This window comes from Neisseria sp. 83E34, from assembly GCF_001308015.1.
Taxonomy (GTDB): Bacteria; Pseudomonadota; Gammaproteobacteria; order Burkholderiales; family Neisseriaceae; genus Neisseria.
The window spans coordinates 1-18,441 of record NZ_LGYH01000012.1 but is presented as its reverse complement, the minus strand read 5'-3'; the positions used below and the strand labels follow the sequence as shown (position 1 = coordinate 18,441).

General features: G+C 45.3%; 14 protein-coding genes. 10 read left to right on the top strand and 4 right to left on the bottom strand.

The window, feature by feature from the left end; genetic code table 11:
* Window positions 1–27 precede the first annotated feature (27 nt).
* Complete coding sequence (locus tag AKG09_RS10545) at window positions 28–1,881, top strand: SurA N-terminal domain-containing protein (RefSeq protein WP_054619406.1); 1,854 nt, start codon at window positions 28–30, stop codon at window positions 1,879–1,881.
* 111 nt (window positions 1,882–1,992) lie between these two features.
* Here AKG09_RS10545 and AKG09_RS10540 read toward each other — a convergent pair whose 3' ends face one another.
* Together AKG09_RS10540 and AKG09_RS10535 are read right to left on the bottom strand one after the other, a co-directional pair.
* A complete protein-coding gene (locus tag AKG09_RS10540) occupies window positions 1,993–2,730 on the bottom strand; it encodes a toxin-antitoxin system YwqK family antitoxin (protein ID WP_054619405.1) in 738 nt (245 codons plus the stop codon).
* Window positions 2,731–2,736: 6 nt separating this feature from the next.
* Window positions 2,737–4,080 (bottom strand): aldehyde dehydrogenase family protein, encoded by a 1,344-nt coding sequence (locus tag AKG09_RS10535; RefSeq protein ID WP_054619404.1) that lies wholly within the window; start codon window positions 4,078–4,080, stop codon window positions 2,737–2,739.
* Window positions 4,081–4,332: 252 nt separating this feature from the next.
* Between AKG09_RS10535 and AKG09_RS10530 the strand changes: the two genes are divergently transcribed.
* The 8 genes from AKG09_RS10530 (at window position 4,333) to pepN (ending at window position 14,722) form a co-directional block, all read left to right on the top strand.
* The gene (locus AKG09_RS10530) at window positions 4,333–4,539 is read left to right on the top strand and encodes a (2Fe-2S)-binding protein (RefSeq protein ID WP_054619403.1); all 207 of its coding nucleotides are present in this window, start codon (window positions 4,333–4,335) and stop codon (window positions 4,537–4,539) included.
* Between the two features lie 145 nt (window positions 4,540–4,684).
* Window positions 4,685–5,641 (top strand): FKBP-type peptidyl-prolyl cis-trans isomerase, encoded by a 957-nt coding sequence (locus tag AKG09_RS10525; RefSeq protein ID WP_231623931.1) that lies wholly within the window; start codon window positions 4,685–4,687, stop codon window positions 5,639–5,641.
* Between the two features lie 150 nt (window positions 5,642–5,791).
* On the top strand, window positions 5,792–7,087 hold the full coding sequence (gene serS, locus AKG09_RS10520) for a serine--tRNA ligase (RefSeq protein WP_054619402.1): 1,296 nt from the start codon (window positions 5,792–5,794) through the stop codon (window positions 7,085–7,087).
* Window positions 7,088–7,494: 407 nt separating this feature from the next.
* On the top strand, window positions 7,495–8,454 hold the full coding sequence (locus AKG09_RS10515) for a beta-ketoacyl-ACP synthase III (RefSeq protein WP_054619401.1): 960 nt from the start codon (window positions 7,495–7,497) through the stop codon (window positions 8,452–8,454).
* Window positions 8,455–8,641: 187 nt separating this feature from the next.
* Complete coding sequence (locus tag AKG09_RS10510) at window positions 8,642–9,952, top strand: DUF1294 domain-containing protein (protein ID WP_054619400.1); 1,311 nt, start codon at window positions 8,642–8,644, stop codon at window positions 9,950–9,952.
* 10 nt (window positions 9,953–9,962) lie between these two features.
* The gene (gene fabD / locus AKG09_RS10505) at window positions 9,963–10,889 is read left to right on the top strand and encodes an ACP S-malonyltransferase (protein WP_054619399.1); all 927 of its coding nucleotides are present in this window, start codon (window positions 9,963–9,965) and stop codon (window positions 10,887–10,889) included.
* A 121-nt stretch (window positions 10,890–11,010) separates the two neighbouring features.
* Window positions 11,011–11,757, top strand: a complete 747-nt coding sequence (gene fabG, locus AKG09_RS10500) for a 3-oxoacyl-ACP reductase FabG (protein WP_054619398.1) — start codon at window positions 11,011–11,013, stop codon at window positions 11,755–11,757.
* A gap of 343 nt (window positions 11,758–12,100) precedes the next feature.
* Window positions 12,101–14,722 carry an aminopeptidase N gene (gene pepN, locus AKG09_RS10495; RefSeq protein WP_054619397.1) on the top strand — a complete coding sequence of 874 codons (2,622 nt, stop codon included), beginning with the start codon at window positions 12,101–12,103 and terminating at the stop codon, window positions 14,720–14,722.
* A gap of 132 nt (window positions 14,723–14,854) precedes the next feature.
* On the opposite strand, the gene hemH is transcribed toward pepN, so the two are convergent.
* On the bottom strand, window positions 14,855–15,865 hold the full coding sequence (hemH, locus tag AKG09_RS10490; RefSeq protein WP_054619396.1) for a ferrochelatase: 1,011 nt from the start codon (window positions 15,863–15,865) through the stop codon (window positions 14,855–14,857).
* An 85-nt stretch (window positions 15,866–15,950) separates the two neighbouring features.
* The gene (ffh, locus tag AKG09_RS10485; protein ID WP_009116345.1) at window positions 15,951–17,315 is read right to left on the bottom strand and encodes a signal recognition particle protein; all 1,365 of its coding nucleotides are present in this window, start codon (window positions 17,313–17,315) and stop codon (window positions 15,951–15,953) included.
* Window positions 17,316–17,443: 128 nt separating this feature from the next.
* On the opposite strand from ffh, the gene AKG09_RS10480 reads away from it, so the two are divergent.
* On the top strand, window positions 17,444–18,256 hold the full coding sequence (locus AKG09_RS10480; RefSeq protein ID WP_040666951.1) for an inner membrane protein YpjD: 813 nt from the start codon (window positions 17,444–17,446) through the stop codon (window positions 18,254–18,256).
* Window positions 18,257–18,441 lie beyond the last annotated feature (185 nt).

The following is an 18,441-nucleotide window of genomic DNA, read 5'->3' as shown; positions in this document are numbered from 1 at the left end:
GCCCTTTTTTATATTCTAATTATTACTATGTTTTATACCATAGAAAAATACAGTGGCCTGGCCAAGGTCATTATCGGATTGATTGCTTTAACATTTGTCGGTTTTGGTGTGAATAGTGTGGCTTTTGGTGAGTCTGATTACATCACGAAAGTCGGCGACCAGAAAATCAGCCAGGAGCAAATTGATCAGGCTTTGAGAAATCTACAAAATAGTGGAAACGCGGGTGTGCTTCCCGCTAGTATTTATCAAAGTTTGTTGCAACACGCTTACCTGATAGAAGGTGCACGTTTGATGGGTATAGGTGTTTCTATGGAAACGCTTAAAAAGAATATTGCTCATACACCGATATTTCAGGAAAACGGTCAATTCAGCCAGGCTAAGTTTAATGAGTATCTTCAACAAATCGGCATTTCAGAAGATCAATTGGTTGAGCAGGAACGTGATGCTTTGGCTTTAGAGACTTTGGAAAATCTGTCGAGAGATGGTGCCATTGTCAGCGATGCACAAGCCAAGCAGATTGTCAGCATCTTAAATGCTGCGCGTGTTGTGCGGATGACTACAGTTAATCCGGAAGCTTTTTTGGCAAAAGTAAGCTTGGATGACGCGACACTGAAAAGTTACTACGAAGCTAATAAAAAAAATTATATATTGCCGCAGGCTGTGAAGTTTCAATATATCGCATTGGCGCCGGAAGATTTGATCGGCAAACAAACGGTTAGTGAAGCAGAACTAAAAGAAGCATATGAAAAGTCTGCCAATGAAGGAAAACCACGTCGCTCTGTACAGCATATCCTGATTCCTTTGGGTAATTCAGACGAAGAAAAAGAAGCCAACAAAAAATTGGCTGAGAAAGTTGCTGCAGAAGCGAAAGCCAAACCTGAATCGTTTGGGGAGTTGGCCAAACAATACTCTTCAGATGCTGCAACCGTTGGAGGCGGAGGGAACTTGGGTTTTATTCAGCAAGGCGGTCAGTTGCCTAAAGCTTTTGAAGACGCAGTATTTGCGATGGAGCAGGGCAAAGTGAGCGGGCCGGTTCAAGTTGACTATGGCTATCATATTATCAAGCTGAATGAAATCCGCGATAAACCGAATTTTGAACAAGATCGTGCTTTATTGGAGGAAGAAATCAAGCTGAAAAAAGCTCAGCAAGCGATGCTTAAAGCGCGTGAGGAGTTGGAAACCGCCGCATTCGACCATCCTACAGATTTGGCTAAAGTTGCCGAAAAAATGGGGGTTAAACTCAATACGATTGACCAATGGGTAACCAAAGCTGAAGCGGAACGTGAAACAGAAAAGATGGGTTCTCCTGAAATGGCCAAAACGCTATTTAGTGAAGAGTCTTTGAAAAGTAAGCATAATTCCGAGCCAATCACTGTGGGCAACGGTGTGATTACCGTGGTGCGTGTAACAGATGTTCGTCAGGAAACAACGGAATCGTTTGAAGCCGCCAAAGAAAAAGTGAAATCAGCTTATCTGGCTTCGCAAGCCCGCAAATTGGCACTTGATCAAGCCAAACAAACTTTGGCTGATTTGAAAACCGGTGAGAAGGTTGATGTGCAGTGGTCTCCGGTACAAAAACTGACTCGGGCCGAAGCAGGCCGTGTGTTAGGTCCGGAAGAGGTGAATGCGCTTTTGAAAGCTAAGCCTCAAAAAGACAAACCGGTTTATGTATTGGCCGAAAATCTACCTCAACCGGTATTGATTGAAGTACAAAGTATTGAAGAGCCTGAGAATGTTGAAGCTCAAATGCCGCAGGCCCGTGCTGCTTTGGTACAAAGTATGAATATCAATATTTATGATGCTTTTTTGCGTTACTTGCAACGTGAAATCAAACAGAAAAACGGGTCGCAGAAATTAAGTTCTGAGAGCGAAGCTTCTTAAAATAGACATATGCTGGAACTGTAACAATGCCTGTCTGAAAATTTGTTTCAGACAGGCATTGTTTTATTGTGATGAAAGTATGTTCAGCATAAGCATATTCCGGAGGAAGGTTTACTCCAAGACATTTCCATTTTCATCCCATACGGTTCTGTTTATTAACACATCATCCTGATATGCGGATTCGGATTTTTTTTCGCCGTTAGGATACCAATCCAAAACGATCCCGCTGCGCTTGCCGTTGGCAATGCTTAATTCGGAAGTTAAACGGCCATCTTCATTCCAAGTGACTAAAGTAGTTACTTCGTCATTGTGGATGATGCTTTCGCTTTTAGGGTTGCCGCTTGGATACCATTGCTTATGCAGCCCATTGGCTTTGTCATTTCGAAAACGGATTTCGCTTTCTTTACGGCCATTACGGAAAAACCGCTCTCCCAAGCCTTCTGTTTTACCGTTTACATAAGGCATAACGGCAGATTTTTTACCATTGGGATACCAATTAATCCAAATGCCGTGCGGTTTGCCTTGACGGTAAGAACCCGCCATTTTTTTTGTTCCGTTGAAATGCCAAAGTGTTAGTGTGCCGTTTTGTAGATTAGGTACGAATTTTTTAATTTCCGATACTGGAATTTCATACGGATCAGAATATTTTTTCATCGACGGATAATAGAAATCGCGCACTTTTGCGGTGGCTCCGTCAACTTCATATTGGCGCTCGTAAGCCGCGTTCGTGGTTTCCGCGATATATTGTCCGCGCTCAGTAAAATATGCTTTTTGCAAGTCAGACGCATGCAACATTAGCGGAAATGATGCTAACGCAGCTAGACAAATTTGTTTCCATTGTGTATTCATTATTTTTTATTTCTGCCAATAAGTTTTTATGTTCACGAATTCATATAAACCGAATTCGGATAATTCTCTTCCGAACCCCGATGCTTTCACACCGCCAAAAGGCAGGCGTAGATCGCTACTGGTATGCCGGTTAATGTACACGGCGCCGGTTTGCAGTTTCTGCGCATATTGCCATGCGGCTTCTTCATCTTGGGTATAAATACTGGCGCCCAAACCAAAAGGATTGTCATTGGCCAAGTAAACGGCATCTTCCGCATCGCGGGCAAGCAATAAAACGGCCACAGGGCCGAATACTTCTTCATGATATACGCGGCAATCAGAGGTTACGTCAGCCAAAACCGTTGCCGGGTAAAACCAGCCCGTGCCTTCGGGTAGAAAGCCGCCGCACAAAACTGTTGCGCCGTTGTTCACCGCATCAAGCACCTGCCCGTGAACTTGTGCGCGTAAATCTTCTCTGTGCAATGGTGCCAGGGTTGTTTCTGAAAGCATGGGGTTGCCCATTTTCAGACAGGCAGTTTCTTTTAAAAACAATCGGATAAACTCATCTGCCACAGCTTCGGTAACAATAATTCGTTTTGCTGCATTGCATGATTGGCCGGCATCACGGAAGCGCGAATAGCAGGCATCTTTAGCGGCTTGCTCTAAATCGGCACCCGGAAGCACGATAAAAGCATTACTTCCGCCCAGTTCCAACACGGTTTTTTTCAAATGTCTGCCTGCATATCCGGCCAAAATACGGCCGGTTTCGACCGAACCCGTAAAAGCCAGTGCATCTGTATCCGCAATGGCTTTTTCCAAATCTTCATGCGCAAGCCATGCAGGAATAAAAGGCAAATCATTGCCGACCAAATCAAACAAAGCCGCGCTTACTCGGGCTACGCTGGGGGCGGGTTTGACCACGCAGGCATTTCCTGCACATAAAGCAGACACGGCAAAACGCAAAATTTGCCATACCGGGTAATTCCACGGCATCACAGCCAATACTATGCCCAAAGGCTCAAACCGGACTTGACTCAAACTGGCTTGGGTCGCGATGGTTTTGTGCGCGAGTAATTCAGGAGAAAGATGGCTGTAATAATGAATCAGCTCAACCGACTTATCCAGCTCTGCTTCACATTCTCTCAAACAGCGTCCCACTTCCTCGCACACCATGCGGGCAAGTTCGGCTCGCTTTGCTTTTAACCTGCTGCCGAATTCTGAAAGCAAAGCAGCCCGTTTGGTTACTGGAAGGGTAGCAAATATTTGCTGCCGAGCTTTCAAGTCTGCCAGACTTTGCGCGAAAGTGGCGTAGGAGTCGGCGGCGCGTTCAAACAACACTTCCTGCGTAATAACATGCTCGCTGCGAAACACAGATTCTCCGGTATTTTTATTTAATATTTAGGATATTGAATCATATCCTATTTACACTCTTTTTACATTGCTTTTTCTTTAGTTAGCGCGTTTTCAGACAGGCATCGTTATTTTTTGTTTAAAACTATCGGCATAATTTACAATCTCAATACTTGCAATAAAAACTGTTTGCATTTATATTTACGAACACGACTAAATCTCATTTAGGATTACAAGCTATAACACTGCAAAGCATCATGTGGAGGAGCCATTATGTTTGTATGTATCTGCAATGCCGTTACCGACCACCAAATTAAAGAAACCGTTGCTGCGGGTGCGATGACCTTGAGTGATTTACAAGCTCAGTTGGGCGTGGCTACCTGTTGTGGTTGTTGCAGTGACTTGGCTTCTTCTTTCCTTTCGGCTACCGGCTCACAAAGCCAGAATACCGTTACTGCCGGTATTAAAGTATCTGTTTAAGATATTCTGAAATTTTAACAATGCCTGTCTGAAACCGTTTTCAGACAGGCATTTTCACGTTCTTTAACGATATAACGAAACTTAAACTAATTCTCTTATAGAATGCCAGCCTATTATTTCCCTAGTCTCAAATCGAAAGCAGAATATGAAACAAACTCTTAAATTCAGCGCTTTGGCGATAGCAGCCGCACTATCCCTTGCTGCATGCAAGCAAAACGGTACCGCCGAACAAGCAGCCGGCTCATCGGCTCCGGCTGCCGCATCAGGTGCCGGTGCGACCAATATGGCGCCTACCACCGTAGGTTACGCATTGGGCTTGCAATTGACTGATTTCGTGACCTCAGCCTATAAGCAGCGCGGCGTGAAATTCGATAATGCCTATCTGTTGGAAAATGTGAAAGCCGTTGCGCAGGGTAAAGAACCTTTGTTTAGTAAAGAAACCTTCGCCAAGCTTTCAACAGAAGTACCTGCGATCATGCAGCAAGCATCTTCAGGGACGGAGCCTAAGTTTAGCGCCGAACAGCTGAAAAATCTCAGCGGCTTGCTTGGCGCCCAAATCGGCAGCGGTTTTTTTAATGCTAAAGAAGCCGGTGTTGAAGTGGATCTCGAAAGCTTCACTATAGCAATTTCCGATACGTTGGAAAGTAAAAAAACACAGATGTCGCTGGAGCAGGCAGGGCAAACGCTGCAAGCTGTTGAAGATAGATTTGCACAAAAAGAGCTGGAAAAAGGCCAAGCTTTCTTAAAAGAGAATTCAACCAAAGAGGGCGTGAAAACCACAGCCAGCGGCCTGCAATACAAAATCACCAAAGAAGGCAGCGGCAAACAGCCTAAGGCAACAGATGAAGTGAGCGTTGCATATGTCGGTAAGCTGGTTGACGGCACGGAATTTGACAACAGCAAAGGCCAAGCTGTTACTTTCCCTCTTAACGGTGTGATTAAAGGTTGGACAGAGGGTCTGCAATTGCTGAAAGAAGGCAGCGAAGCAACTTTTTACATCCCTGCCGAATTGGCTTATGGAAAAAATCCGCCGCCCCAAAGCAATATCATGCCCAACTCCGTTTTGGTATTTGATGTGAAACTGGAAAAAGTGGGTAAATAATTAAACAGTGCCTAAATTTCATAATGCCTGTCTGGAAACGTTTCAGACAGGCATTTTTAGTATCACCTCTTAAAGCAGGTATAGTGTTGAAGTTTACTGCCTATGGTTTAAAATACGCATTTATTTCAATCCCACTTTGAAGGATTCCTCATGCTAGACATTCAACAGCTCCGTAATAACACAGCAGCCGTTGCCGAGCGCTTGGCCGCGCGCGGTTACGAATTCGACACAGTACGCTTTGAAGCGCTTGAAAACAAACGCAAACAATTGCAAGTGAAAACCGAAGAATTACAGGCTGCACGCAATAGCGAGTCCAAAAAAATCGGCGCATTGAAAGGTCAGGGCAAACACGAAGAAGCCGGTCAGGCAATGGAGAAAGTGGCGCAGATTAAAGCCGACTTAGAACAAACCGCTGTTGATTATGAGGCTGTGCAAGCCGAGTTGGATGCCTGGTTGGCAACTATTCCCAATTTGCCGCACAAAAGTGTGCCATTGGGTGAAGATGAAACACAGAATGTTGAAGTGCGCAAAGTCGGTTCGCCGCGTGAGTTTGATTTTGAAGTGAAAGACCATGTAGATTTAGGTGCACCGTTGGGCTTGGATTTTGAGACCGGTGCCAAACTTTCCGGCGCGCGCTTTACTGTGATGAAAAATCAGGTTGCCCGTTTGCACCGCGCGTTGGCGCAGTTTATGTTGGATACCCACACGCAGCAGCATGGTTATACCGAATGTTATACGCCTTATATCGTGAATGACACCACACTGTTCGGCACCGGCCAGCTTCCAAAATTTGGAGAAGATTTATTTCATGTAACCCGCGGTGGCGATGAAAGCAAAACCACGCAGTATCTGATTCCTACTGCAGAAGTTACACTTACCAATACCGTGGCTGACAGTATTTTGGCCGAAAACGAATTGCCGTTAAAACTAACCGCCCATTCGCCTTGTTTCCGCAGCGAAGCGGGTGCTTACGGTAAAGATGTGCGCGGCTTAATCCGGCAGCATCAGTTTGATAAAGTGGAAATGGTGCAAATTGTTCATCCCGAGCAATCTTATGATGCGTTGGAAGAAATGGTCGGCCACGCAGAAAAAATCCTTCAATTGCTGGAGCTGCCTTACCGTGTGATTGTGCTCTGCTCCGGTGATATGGGTTTTGGTGCGGCTAAAACTTATGATTTGGAAGTATGGGTGCCGGCACAAAATACCTACCGCGAAATTTCCAGCTGTTCCAATTGCGAAGACTTTCAAGCCCGCCGCATGAAAGCACGCTTTAAAGATGAAAACGGCAAAAACCGTTTGCTGCATACGCTCAATGGCTCCGGCCTTGCTGTGGGCCGCACATTGGTTGCCGTATTGGAAAACCATCAGAATGCCGATGGTTCAATTAACATTCCGGCAGCATTGCAGCCTTATTTGGGCGGAGCGAGTAAGTTGGCAGTGAAATAAACTTTGATGCTGAAAAGCCGGGCTGTTTGAGCCGGCTTTTTTGTTGCTGAAAGGTGTTGTATTTTTTGATTATGTTTTCAGACAGGCATAGTTTGCGATTTTGAATGTCTGCCTGAAAAAGTTGGAAGCTGTCGACGTGGTGTTGATACAGAAACACAGTAATACTTTTGTTTATATTTTGCTTTGCGCTGACACATCTTGACGAGACTGAGCCATAATTCAAACATCTGCAGGAATGATGAATTGATACAGAAACAGCTATTTACATTGAACATTATCTTCAGGAATGATCTCTGAATTAATCAGCTAAAGAATGGATATTTGGTAAATCGTTTAATTTTGATTGAGTGAAATTTCCATATTTAATACAATAGAAAAATCGTTTAAAAACTATAAAAGGCCACGCCATGCAATATGCGAAAATTCTCGGTTCGGGATCTTATCTGCCCGCCAAGCGTGTCAGTAATGATGATTTGGCGAAGTTTATTGACACCTCGGACGAATGGATTACCAGCCGCACCGGTATTAAAAACCGGCATATTGCCGCGGATAACGAAAAAACCAGCGATTTGGCTGTTTTTGCGGCGAAAGCCGCATTGGCCGATGCGGGGTTGAGTGCATCTGATATCGATTTGATTATCGTAGCAACGGCTACCCCAGACATGCAGTTTCCGTCTACTGCAACGATTGTCCAGCAAAAGCTCGGCATTGGCGGTTGCCCTGCTTTTGATGTGCAGGCGGTGTGTGCGGGCTTTATGTATGCGCTGACTACGGCAAATGCGTATATTAAAAGCGGCATGGCGCAAAAGGTGTTAGTCATCGGTGCGGAGATTTTCAGCCGCATTTTGGATTGGAATGACCGTTCAACCTGCGTTCTGTTCGGAGATGGCGCCGGAGCGGTAGTGCTGGGCGTTTCGGATGAGGCCGGTATTATTCACAGCAGATTACAGGCCGATGGAAATTATCTGGATTTATTGAAAACACCGGGGCAGATTGCCAATGGGCAGATTTGCGGTACGCCGTTCTTGACTATGGACGGCCCGGGTGTTTATAAATTTGCCGTGAAAAATCTTTCACAGGTTGCCGAGGATGTTTTACAGGAGGCAGGCATGACTGCCGACCAAGTGGATTGGGTTGTGCCGCATCAGGCCAATAAACGCATTATTGAAAGTACAGCCAAACATTTGGGCTTGAGTATGGACAAGGTGATTTTAACGGTTCAGGATCATGGCAACACTTCCGCTGCTTCTGTTCCATTGGCTTTGGATGCGGGTATTAAATCGGGAAAAATCAAACGAGGGCAAGTCTTGCTGTTAGAGGGTATCGGTGGCGGATTTGCTTGGGGTGCGGTTTTGGTTAGGTATTAAAGTTTGCTCAGATTGATAATAGATTGAGCGTTAACTTTTATGTTGTTTTCTTTCGGTAATTTGAAGAAAACGGGTTGAAATCAAAATATATAATACTGACTCTTTAAATAAGAAGTTATAATAAATACTAAATACTATGCCTGTCTGAAAAAGTGACGTCAGACAAAGTTTACGGGTTAGCTTACGGATGAATCAAACATTAGAAAATACTCAAGAACATTACGGTACGATTGCTCATTGGTTCAACCATCAAAAAATCGGTTCTATCAAACCGGACAGCCAAAGCATCAGTGAAAATATCTTACTGATTGCTGAAAAGTTGCCGGAATTTTATATTTCACCCAAAGTAGGGGATGAAGTCTGTTACCGGGTACAAAAAGACGATAAAAACCGGTTGTATGCAACTTCAATCGAGCCGCTTCCGCCGCCGAAAGAAGGCGGCCTGATACGGATTACAGTTAAGTCATGGGATCTCAGGTATAACGGGGGGTATGGTATCTATGGCCTGCGCAAGCAGGTGCCTGTTTTCGTTTTGGGCCAATGTTTGACAGACAGAACCCGTGTTCCCGAAATAGGAGATGTATTACAGGGTTATCTGACCAAACATGAAAACCAACATTGGATGCTTACTGAAATCAGCATTATTGATAAGGTAAACATGCCGGATGAAGCAAATCTGGAAGAAGAGCGCTTGGCCGCAGAGCTCAGATATGCCGGTTCCAGTTATGCGGGAAGAGTTTACGCCGCACGAAAAAAACAGGATCAGCCAAGTTTTATTCCTCCGGTAGCACCCGTCGACAAAAGTAAGCAGCAAATTAAAGAAAATATGGTGTTTCCCGCTTTTATGTCGTTGAGAGGCCATATTGTAAAATGGGATGATGAGAAGGGTTTCGGATTTATACAGAGCGGTGCAGAAGACAAGCAGGTTTTTTTTCATATTAAAGCGTTTCACTATACCAAGCTGAGGCCGAAAGAAGGCCAGTTGGTTAGTTTTTATTGCAATAAGCCGATATCGGAAGCCCGGCAGCAAGCCGTTAGGGTGGTATTAAGTGAGCATGAAGAATGGCTCTATTGCGATGTGCCCTATGAAATGGGAGAGGCAGATGATAAAGTGAAACGGCTATTGCTTGCAGTACCGATTGTTGGTGCCTATTTTTATTGGGTTTACACCCTTTCTTTAATCACAGCCCTTTTCTATGCGTTGATCAGTTTGATTGCGATGACTTGTTATCATACAGATAAATGTGCGGCTTTGCAGAATGCAACGCTGTCAAAGTCAGAGCAGAAGAGAAGAATACCGGAAAGTACCCTGCATTTTATCGGATTGATCGGCGGCTGGCCCGGGGGATTATTGGCTAGAGTGATATGTAATCACAAAACTTCAAAACAAAATTTTATTACCATGTTTTGGCTGGTAGTATTGGCAAACATAGCGATAACTTACACCTTGCTGATCTTTTTTGCCAAAGAGCCGATGCTCGCATTTTTAAGAAACTAAAAGGAATGATATGTCTTTTGCATTTTTCTTCCCCGGTCAAGGCTCGCAAAGCCTGAATATGATGAACGGCTTCGAAGGCCTGGCTGTGGTAAAGGCAACGTTTGACGAAGCTTCCAATGTGTTAGGCCAAGATTTGTGGGCAATGATAAATGGTGAAGATGCCGAGATTATCGGTCAAACTGTGAATACACAGCCTTTAATGTTGGCAGCCGGTGTGGCAACTTATCGTGCTTATCTGGAAGCCGGCGGTAAAGAGCCTGACGTAGTGGCGGGGCACAGTTTGGGCGAATATACGGCTCTCGTTGTTGCGGGTTCTTTGGACTTCACCGATGCCGTAAAACTCGTGCGCTTACGTGCGGAGCTGATGCAGAATGCCGTGCCTCAGGGCGTGGGAGCAATGGCCGCGGTTTTGGGGCTGGAAGATGAACAAGTTAAAGCTATTTGTGCAGAAGTCGCGCAAGGTGAAGTTGTGGAAGCGGTAAACTTCAATTCTCCCGGTCAGGTTGTGATTGCCGGTAATGCAGCAGCAGTAGAGCGCGCAATGGCGCTGGCGAAAGAGGCCTGTGCGAAACGTGTGTTGCCTTTGCCTGTGTCTGTGCCTTCGCATTGCAGCTTAATGAAACCTGCCGCTGAGAAATTAGCCGAGGCTTTGAAAGAAGTGTCAATCCGAGAACCGAAAATCCGCGTGATTCACAATGTTGATGTTGCTTCGTACGGTGATGGCGAAAAAATCAAAGATGCCCTTGTGCGCCAGCTTTACAGCCCCGTGCGTTGGACTGAAACAGTGAATGCTTTGGTAGAAGAAGGTGTTACGGAATCTGCCGAATGCGGCCCGGGAAAAGTGTTGGCAGGATTGGCAAAACGCATTAACAAAGCGGCCGTCTGCTCGGCGCTGACAAATGCCGAACAAGTAGCGGCGTTTATCGAAGCGCACTAATTCAAACAGAGATTATAGTTTTCAGACAGGCATAATAAACACTATGCCTGTCTGAAAACATTGAAATTCCAGATACCAAAGATTTTGAATTTTTCCAACTGAAATAAACAGGAAGCCAATTATGACAACTCAAGATTTATCCGGCCGTATTGCTCTGGTAACCGGCGCATCGCGTGGTATTGGCGCGGCGATTGCAGATACTTTGGCGCAAGCAGGTGCCACGGTTATCGGTACGGCTACGAGCGAGAGTGGTGCCAAGGCTATCGGAGAGCGTTTGGCGCAATGGGGCGGACAAGGCCGCGCATTGAATGCGGCGGAAGAAGGCAGTATCGAAAATCTGATTGCCGAGATTGAAAAAGGATTCGGCAAATTGGATATTTTGGTAAACAATGCCGGTATTACACGCGATAACTTATTGATGCGTATGAAAGAAGAAGAGTGGGATGAGATTATGCAGGTGAATCTGAAATCTGTGTTCCGTGCTTCCAAAGCTGTGTTACGAGGCATGATGAAACAGCGCAGTGGCCGTGTGATCAATATCACTTCTGTAGTGGGCGCAATGGGTAACGCGGGGCAGGCCAACTATGCGGCTGCTAAAGCCGGCTTAATCGGTTTTTCTAAATCGATGGCGCGCGAAGTGGGCAGCCGTGGCATTACCGTAAACTGCGTAGCGCCGGGCTTTATCGATACCGACATGACCCGCGCTTTGCCGGAAGAGACCCGTAAGATGTTTGAAGCACAAACTTCGTTGGGTAAATTTGGTGAGGCACAGGATATTGCTAATGCTGTGTTGTTTTTAGCCAGCGATCAGGCTAAATATATTACCGGTCAAACCATTCATGTAAACGGCGGTATGTTAATGCCTTAATTGAAATGCCTGTCTGAAAATTTTTTCAGACAGGCATTTGGATTTAAAGAGAATGGTCGTTATGAAAACTGCGTTGCAGCAATTATAGTTTAGTCAGTCTAACTTTTGCTACGGCGTTGCTGAGCCTTAGCTCAAAGAGAATGATTTTGTAAGCTGCTGAAGCAGCGACAAAATCAGCCCCGTACTAACTTGTATTGTCTTCGGCTTGCTGCCTTGTATCAAAAATGTGTTGATTGACTATAACTATAAACTGCACGAAATAAAACCCATGCCTGTCTGAAAAGGTTTTTCAGACAGGCATTCTGTATAATTAAGCGTGATGATAGATTTACAAGGAAAAAGCATGCAGCAAAATACCGTTCATTATCTGAAAGACTATCAAGCACCGGATTACCATATCCGTCAAACAGATTTAACTTTCGATATTTTAGATGAGGAAACACGCGTTACATCACGTTTAAGCGTTGAGCCCGTAAATGCAGGAACACCGCTGGTGCTGGATGGTTCTGCCGAGTTAATTTCCGTGTCGTTGGATGGGCAGGCTGTTGAGCAATATACACTGGCGGATGAGCGGCTAACTTTAGAAAACGTGCCGACCAAGCCGTTTACATTGGAAATTGAAACCAAAGTATTTCCCGATAAAAATAAATCCCTGATGGGCTTGTATGCTTCGGGTGGCAACCTTTATACACAGTGCGAACCGGAAGGTTTCCGAAAAATCACGTTTTATCCCGACCGTCCGGATGTGATGAGTAAATTCACGACTACCATTATTGCCGACCAAACACGTTTTCCTGTGATGCTTTCCAACGGCAACAAAATTGACGGCGGTAAACTGGAACACAACCGTCATTGGGTGAAATGGGAAGATCCGTTTAATAAGCCGAGCTACCTTTTTGCGTTGGTAGCCGGCGATTTAGCATTAACCAAAGACACGTTCACTACCATGAGTGGGCGCGAAGTGGCGATTGAATTTTATACCCGTGCCGAAGATGCGGATAAAGTCGGCTTTGCGGTGGAGTCGTTGAAACATGCTATGAAGTGGGATGAAACCCGCTTCGGTTTGGAATACGATTTGGATATTTACATGATTGTGGCCGTAGGCGATTTCAATATGGGCGCCATGGAAAATAAAGGCTTAAATATTTTCAACACCAAATTCGTATTGGCTGATAGCCGCACGGCAACCGACGCGGACTTTGATGGCGTGGAAAGCGTGATTGCACACGAATATTTCCATAATTGGACGGGTAACCGCGTTACCTGCCGCGATTGGTTTCAGCTTTCGCTTAAAGAAGGCTTAACCGTATTCCGTGATCAGGAGTTTTCTGCCGACCGAGCAGGGCGCGCTGTGCGCCGGATTGAAAACGTGAGCCTGCTGCGTCAACATCAATTCCCGGAAGATGCGGGGCCGATGGCACATCCGATACGCCCTGCGTCTTATGTGGAAATGAATAATTTCTACACCATGACTGTGTATGAAAAAGGCGCGGAAGTGGTGCGGATGTATCATACTCTGTTGGGCGAAGAAGGTTTTCAGACAGGCATGAAGCTTTATTTTAAGCGGCATGACGGTCAGGCAGTAACTTGTGATGATTTCCGTGCTGCAATGGCGGACGCAAATGGCATTAACCTTGAACGGTTTGCGCTTTGGTATAGCCAGGCGGGTACGCCGGTACTGGACGTGGATGCCTGTCTGAAAAATGGCGTGCTGAACCTGAAAATCAAACAAACCGTGCCGTCTACGCCGGATATGGCGGAGAAGCAGCCAATGCTGATGCCTGTGAAAGTGGGCTTGCTTAATAACCAAGGTCAAGTCGTGCTGTTTGAGTATAACGGTAAAAAAGTAGAAGAGGCTGTTTTGGTGTTGGAGCAGGCAGAGCAGGTTTTTGAATTGAAAGATGTACGGGAACCAGTTGTGCCCTCGCTGTTGCGCGGTTTTTCCGCGCCGGTGCATTTGAATTATCCTTACAGCGATGCCGAATTGAGTCTGCTTTTGGCGTATGACAATGATTCGTTTGCACGTTGGGAAGCAGGGCAAACGCTTTACCGGCGTGCGATTGTAGAAAATGAAGCAGCGTTGGCTGCAGGAAAACCTTTGCCGCAGCATGATGCTTTGATTGATGCAGTGAAAACGGTATTGCAATCGGATATTGATCCGGCATTTAAAGCCGTGTTATTGCAGATTCCGGCGGAAGCCGAGTTGTGGGCAGACGGTGAAAATATCGAACCCTTACGCGTACACCAAGCCCGGGAGGCATTGTTGGACAATATTGCCAAATCGTGTGAAGTAGAATGGTTGGCACAAAACGAACTGACTAAAAATCGGGAAGAAAGCAGCGGTTTGGCACAGCCTTATGAATATGAGCCGCAACAGGCCGGCCGGCGGACACTACGCAATGCTTGCCGTGCGTTTTTATTGAGAGCCAATCCGAAACGCATTATCGAAGTTGCGGCAAATTATGATGTAATGGCGAAAAACATGACGCATGAGTGGGGTGTTTTAAGTGCGATCAATCATGTGGAAGACGAAAAACGCAATGTTTTGTTGGAACGGTTTGCTGAAAAATTCAGCGAAGAAGCGCTGGTAATGGATAAATATTTTATGCTTACCGCTTCGAGCCGCCGCAGCGACACTTTGGCTAAAGTGCAAACCGCTTTGCAGCACCCGAAATTCAGTTTGGAAAACCCGAATAAAGCCCGTTCATTGCTTGGTGCGTTTAGCCGCAATGTACCGCATTTCCATGCGGAAAATGGCAGCGGCTATGAATTTTTAGCAGAAAAAGTGATGCAGATTGATACGTTTAACCCGCAAGTGGCAGCGAGATTGGTGCAGGCATTCAATATTTGCAAACGCTTGGGGCCAAAGCGCCGCGCATTGATGGAACTGCAGTTGCAAAATATTGCGGCAAAAGAAGGCTTGTCGAAAGATGTGGCCGAGATTGTGGGCAAGATTTTGTCTTAAAGTGGTATTGCTGTGAAACCTAATCATTATAAGGCTTGGTTTTGCAATTTGTAGTAATGATTGGATTTCATGGCGATACATAAACAATGCCTGTCTGAAATTTTCAGACAGGCATTGTTTGTTGGTTCGGATTTATATCCAGCCTTGCAGATGCTGCTTGGCCAACTTGCCAAGAGCATCAATCCAAGCCGGATTGGCATTGAGGCAGGGAATATAGTTAAATTGCGTACCGCCCGCGGCATGAAATGCTTCGCGCCCTGCAATCGCGATTTCTTCCATGGTTTCCAAACAATCTGATATAAATCCGGGGCAGACCACATCAAGTTTGCTGACACCTTGCTTTGGCAGGATCTCCAATAGATCTTGTGTGCTCGGTTCTATCCATTTGGCTTTTCCGAAGCGGCTTTGAAAGGCCATGATGTAATCTTGTTGTTTTAAATCCAGCTTTTCAGCAAGCAGGTGTACCGTTTTACTGCATTCGAATAAATAAGGGTCTCCTTGGTCACAATTGGCCTGGGGTACACCGTGAAAACTGAACATGATTTTGTCACCGCGCCCGTGCTGCGCCCAGTAGGCTTGGATTTGCTTCGATAAGGCATTGATATAGTGTTCGTCATCATAAAAACGGCTAACTGTACGCAGGCTCATCATGTTGCGTTGGTAAAACAGAGTGGATAAAACTTTATCCAATGCGGCACCGGCGCTGGAGGCAGCGTATTGAGGGTAAAGCGGGATCACGAGAAGCTGGGATACTCCTTGTGCTTTTAATTCGTCGATTGTATCGGATATGGAAGGTTTGCCATAAGTCATGGCATGGCGAACGATCACGTCAGGAAGCTGCTCAGCCAATCCGGCAGCTTGCTGCTCCGTATAAATGGCTAACGGAGAGCCTTCGGGAAACCAGACTTTTTCGTAGCCGTGCGCACTTTTTTTAGGGCGTAAGGTTAACACCGCGCCGTGCAGAATAGGTTGCCACAATACTTTGGGTAGCTCCACCACGCGTTCATCAGATAAAAACTCACGCAGATAGGGGCGAACGGCTTCGGCCGTAGGCGCTTCAGGTGTGCCGAGGTTGAGTAGTAAAACGGCAGTGCGGTTTTGTTCGGAAAATGCAACTGCTGGTTCTGTGCGGAAGCGGGACATAATGGAATCCTATTGATTAGGTCGGTTTGATGGGAAATATGAAGATGCCTGTCTGAAAACTTTCTTTCAGACAGGCATCCGAAAGTCAGAAGCCAGGGAATTTGCCTTTCATACCTTTGGCCAGATTCATCAGTTTAGACATGCCTTTGCCACTAAACATTTTCATCATTTTTTGCGACTGCTCAAATTGATTGAGCATTTTGTTCACTTCCTGCACAGTCGTGCCTGAGCCTGCTGCGATGCGGCGCTTGCGGCTGGCTTTGATTAAGGCTGGGTTAGCGCGCTCTTTTGGTGTCATCGAGTTGATAATGGCTTCAACATGCCCCATGGCTTTTTCAGCAGTCCCTTCGGGGATTTGTTTGGAAATCTGACCTAATTCCCCGGGCATCTTTGACATAATGTTTTCCAAGCCGCCCATTTTACGCATTTGTTGGATTTGGGCTTTAAAATCATTCAAATCAAAGCCCCTGCCTTTGCGCAGCTTGGCAGCCATTTCAGCAGCAATTTCTTCATCAATACCTTTTTGAACATCTTCCACCAAGGTCAAAACGTCGCCCATGCCTAAAATACGGCTGGCGATGCGGTCGGGGTGAAAAGCCTCCAAACCGTCGATTTTCTCACCGACACCGATGAATTTAATCGGTTTGCCGGTTATTTGGCGTACTGATAAGGCCGCACCACCACGTGAATCGCCATCCATTTTAGTTAGGATAACGCCGGTCAGCGGCAGCGCTTCATTAAAGGCTTGCGCCGTATTAACCGCATCTTGACCCAGCATGGCATCAACAACAAATAAGGTTTCGATAGGCTTAACCGCAGCATGGAGTGCTTTGATTTCGTCCATCATCTCTTCATCAATAGCCAAGCGGCCTGCGGTATCGACCATTAAAACATCATAGAAGTTGCGTTTGGCATGTTCAAGTGCCTTTTGGGCAATTTCAACCGGCTTTTGGCTTGTATCTGAGGGGAAAAAATCCACGCCTACCTGTTCTGCCAAAAGCTTGAGCTGTTCAATGGCAGCAGGGCGGTACACGTCCGCAGAAACTACTAAAATTTTCTTTTTCTTGTCTTGCTGTTTCAACAGGCGGGAGAGTTTACCTACCGTGGTGGTTTTACCCGCGCCTTGCAAGCCTGCCATCAATACCACCGCGGGAGGAGTAGCTGCGAGATTTAAAGCGCTGTTTTCTTTACCCATCAACTCTATCAGCGCTTGATTGACAATGCTGATAAAAGCTTGTTCTGCCGTTAGGTTTTCACTGATTTCCTTGCCGATAGCTTTGTCTTTGATATTTGCAACAAAATCTTTTACAACAGGCAACGCAACATCGGCTTCCAGCATCGCCAAACGCACTTCGCGCAGAGCCGGTTTGATATTTTCTTCATCCAAATGTGCTTGGCCGCGAATATTTCGGAATACCGAATAGAAGCGGTTGGTTAAATTATCTAACATTCTAAATCCTTGATAACGACAAACATACAGGCTGTGTAAACACAACACAGTATGCGGATATTTGGTAAAATCGTCGTATTTTACACCACATACGCTATTCTGAATATGCGTAACCAGGGATGTTTGCTATGCCGGTTTTAATGATTTTACTTATGGTGATTTATACCGCATTAGCTGTTTTTGTTTGGCGGTATTACAAAAATGGCAACGGTGACACTTATCCTTTAAAAATAGAATTAAGCATTCTGGCACCTGCGACACTTGTGCATGGGGCGATAGTGCTGTTGCCGATATTAGTTGATAGGGTTTTGGTTATGGGCTTTGGCTATGCTTTAAGCCTGATTGTCTGGTTGATGCTGGTTATGTATTTTGCGGGCAGTTTTTTTTACAATTTAAGAGGGCTTCAGCTGCTTCTTTACCCAATTGCAACTATTTCTTTATTGTTTGCAGCCGTGTTTCCTGGCAAATATACAGGGTATTCTATTGAAAATATTCCTTTTATGGCGCATATAGGTGCATCGTTAATAGCATATAGTATGTTTGCTATCATCACGTTGTTAGCAGTTCTGATTTTGTGGTTAAGTCGGGATTTACATCAACGTAAATTCTCGTCGTTAGTGTCATTCTTGCCACCTTTGCTTAGTTTGGAAAAGTTAATGTTCCAAGGTATGTGGGTGGGGTTTATTTTGTTGAGCATTTCGGTGGTCAGTGGCACATTTTTTGCAGAAGAAGTATTTGGTCGCCCATTTGAATTTACTCATAAGTCAATATTCGGCATTTTTTCTTGGTTTATTTACGGTACTTTGCTTTTAAAAAGAAGTATGATGGCATGGAGGGGGAAAAATGCGGCTATTTGGACAGTGTTGGGATTTATTAGCCTGATGCTGGCATATGTGGGGAGTAAATTTGTTTTAGAGGTTATATTAATAAATAGGCTGTAAACTAAATTCTCATATAAAACATTTGTTTAGTGTTTGTTGGGTATATTTGAGTTGTTTTGGGTGTTGACGCTGGTTGGGTTGTTGGGTATAGTTCGGTTTCTTCGCTGCTGCTGCAGTGATTCACGAACTGGTTATTATAGCACAAGCTGTTTTGATTGGTTCGCGCTCTTTAACAATACAGATTA

Coding starts and splice junctions, on each gene's coding strand:
- AKG09_RS10545 (WP_054619406.1), top strand. CDS start 28: ATGTTTTATACCATAGAAAAATACAGTGGCCTGGCCAAGGTCATTATC.
- AKG09_RS10540 (WP_054619405.1), bottom strand. CDS start 2,730: ATGAATACACAATGGAAACAAATTTGTCTAGCTGCGTTAGCATCATTT.
- AKG09_RS10530 (WP_054619403.1), top strand. CDS start 4,333: ATGTTTGTATGTATCTGCAATGCCGTTACCGACCACCAAATTAAAGAA.
- AKG09_RS10525 (WP_231623931.1), top strand. CDS start 4,685: ATGAAACAAACTCTTAAATTCAGCGCTTTGGCGATAGCAGCCGCACTA.
- serS (WP_054619402.1), top strand. CDS start 5,792: ATGCTAGACATTCAACAGCTCCGTAATAACACAGCAGCCGTTGCCGAG.
- AKG09_RS10515 (WP_054619401.1), top strand. CDS start 7,495: ATGCAATATGCGAAAATTCTCGGTTCGGGATCTTATCTGCCCGCCAAG.
- AKG09_RS10510 (WP_054619400.1), top strand. CDS start 8,642: ATGAATCAAACATTAGAAAATACTCAAGAACATTACGGTACGATTGCT.
- fabD (WP_054619399.1), top strand. CDS start 9,963: ATGTCTTTTGCATTTTTCTTCCCCGGTCAAGGCTCGCAAAGCCTGAAT.
- fabG (WP_054619398.1), top strand. CDS start 11,011: ATGACAACTCAAGATTTATCCGGCCGTATTGCTCTGGTAACCGGCGCA.
- pepN (WP_054619397.1), top strand. CDS start 12,101: ATGCAGCAAAATACCGTTCATTATCTGAAAGACTATCAAGCACCGGAT.
- hemH (WP_054619396.1), bottom strand. CDS start 15,865: ATGTCCCGCTTCCGCACAGAACCAGCAGTTGCATTTTCCGAACAAAAC.
- ffh (WP_009116345.1), bottom strand. CDS start 17,315: ATGTTAGATAATTTAACCAACCGCTTCTATTCGGTATTCCGAAATATT.
- AKG09_RS10480 (WP_040666951.1), top strand. CDS start 17,444: ATGCCGGTTTTAATGATTTTACTTATGGTGATTTATACCGCATTAGCT.